Raw genomic sequence first — 2,162 nt, forward strand, 5'->3', positions numbered from 1 at the left:
CCTTTTTTGCCAAACGGACGGTCCTTTCCCTCTAACAGCCTTCATGACGCAAAGACGACGTCGTATTGATGCGCGGATGACTCATCAGCGACGCCACCGAACGGAAGGCGGTACTACATTGTTCTGTGGACAGGAAATTGCATTACTACATATGATCAATCTCTTTCAAGCGATGCAGGTATTTGTAAAAGTTGCGGAAACGGAAAGCTTCGTGCAGTCGGCGATGGCTCTCAATGTATCAACCTCCATTGTCACGCGCCATGTGGCGAATCTTGAAACTCATCTCGGCATCAGGCTTTTTCAGCGCACAACGCGCAAAGTTGCACTGACCACTGTTGGTCGCGCCTATGCTGAAGGCTGCCGTAGCGTGCTCGCCGAACTGGAGCGCGTTGAACTGCGCGCGGCAACTTCCTCAAACGAGGTTGTGGGCGATCTTAAGGTTGTTGCTTCGGGCAGTTTTTCGCTCGTTCAACTCGCACCGCTTTTCGCCGAATACCAGTTGCGATACCCGCAGGTCATCCTAAAAATCTCCCTGACTGATAGCGAAGTCGACTTACTAGATGAGGGCTTCGATGTGGGGGTTGTGGCAGATATGATGATTAAGTCTGAGTCAGTCGTTGCTCGGCAACTTGTCACAAGCTCACGCATTCCCGTTGCGGCCGCATCCTACTTGACACGGGCGGGTACGCCGCAGGTGCCAGCCGACCTCGGCATGCATAAACTGATCGGGCCACCCGCTGAGACCCGATCGCACGTTTGGTCTTTCAGGAAAGACTCAATCGAAAATGTTCAGGTGAGTTTGTCGTTCATTGTTGAGAGTGCAATCATGCAAAAGCAAGCGGTGCTTGCCGGGATGGGTATCGCGCTGCTGCCCGACCCGCTCGTTAGCGATGAGCTGCGCTCGGGCAAGCTCGTACGGATTCTCCGTGGGTATTCGGTGTTAAGTAGCGACGTGGCGGTATCCCTCGTCTACCCGAGCCGAGAGTTTCTTCCATATAAAGTTCGTCTATTCATCGACCTCGCAATGGAACACTTTCAATAGACTTGCGGCTCGGTGATTGCTGCCACTTATGCAATAGTTTATGGCGCGGCCGATACTGCTCAAACGGCATAGTCTTCATTACCATAGGTGTAAATATCTATGGGGTGTTATATGAAAAAGACTTTTGTCTTGCTTCTGATCTCGGCGATCACCGCCGTCGCAAACGCCGCTCCGGCTGACGTTAGATCGAACCAACGGGCGCAGCACGACGATGAACATAGAACTGCCGCTACGCAAGGGGATAACTCATGGACTGTCGCGAACGAGGGTTGGTACCGGCGCCGCGATCCATATGTTCCTGCTGCAACAATCGCCGCACGTCAAACAGAGCGTCAGTCAGGCGCATGGCAGACGAATTGAACGCAAATCTCGTTAAACGCTTTGACAAATCAATTTGAATGCATCGGACCTATTGAAATTGCGCTTGCTGTCCTAGATGGGGCGAGACTTAAGCGAGCGCTAACCTTGGGAAAAAAGTGATGACGTCCTCTCAAGTACGACCATCCGAAGGATGCACCGGGCCCGTCGAGCTGAAGCACATAATTGACGGGCCCTTCGTCCCGTATGAGAATTCTTACGAGACTCACTTTGGGGTTGCGTTTGTTCCAAGAAGCGCACCGCGATCTCATGATGGGATGGATCACTTCTCGCCGCTTGTTAAGTTTGAGTAAGGTTCGTGCGCGATTCAATGTTTCGGAAAAGCACCAAATGATCGACGGCCGGTCGGCGTCTTTCGCTCTTGGTCAATTAAGACTTTTTCCGTATGGGGAATAAAGAGGCTTTCGAAGCCGAGAACGCGTGAGGTGCCGGGGAGGCGAAGTGAATCGGGCCAAGCGCGTTGGAGCCTACAAAGCCGTTTGTGTTATGCCAGTCTGACCTTGTGCACAATATCTCACATCGGTTGTCATAAGGGTTATCCATCTTTCGGCCAAACTCGAACAGCGCCTCCTCCTGTCGCTGTCAGTTCGAACGCCCGCGCGCTCTTTTGCAAAGCTGACGGCGAACAGCCCACGGCCCGCGTGAAAGCATTGTCATTTCGGTCGCAACCATCAAATAGCGCTTCTGATGGGCTGCGATCAGCGACCAGAGCGGTCGGTAACGTTTGACTAAGGTAAGGCGA

General features: G+C 52.8%; 1 protein-coding gene. It reads left to right on the top strand.

Going from position 1 to position 2,162, the window contains the following annotated elements; genetic code table 11:
- Positions 1-1,042, top strand: a 1,042-nt coding sequence (locus ACFFAR_RS31470; RefSeq protein ID WP_375509257.1) for a LysR family transcriptional regulator, incomplete at its 5' end; no start/stop codon positions are given.
- Positions 1,043-2,162: the final 1,120 nt, after the last annotated feature.

This window comes from uncultured Caballeronia sp. (assembly GCF_964243625.1).
GTDB lineage: Bacteria > Pseudomonadota > Gammaproteobacteria > Burkholderiales > Burkholderiaceae > Caballeronia.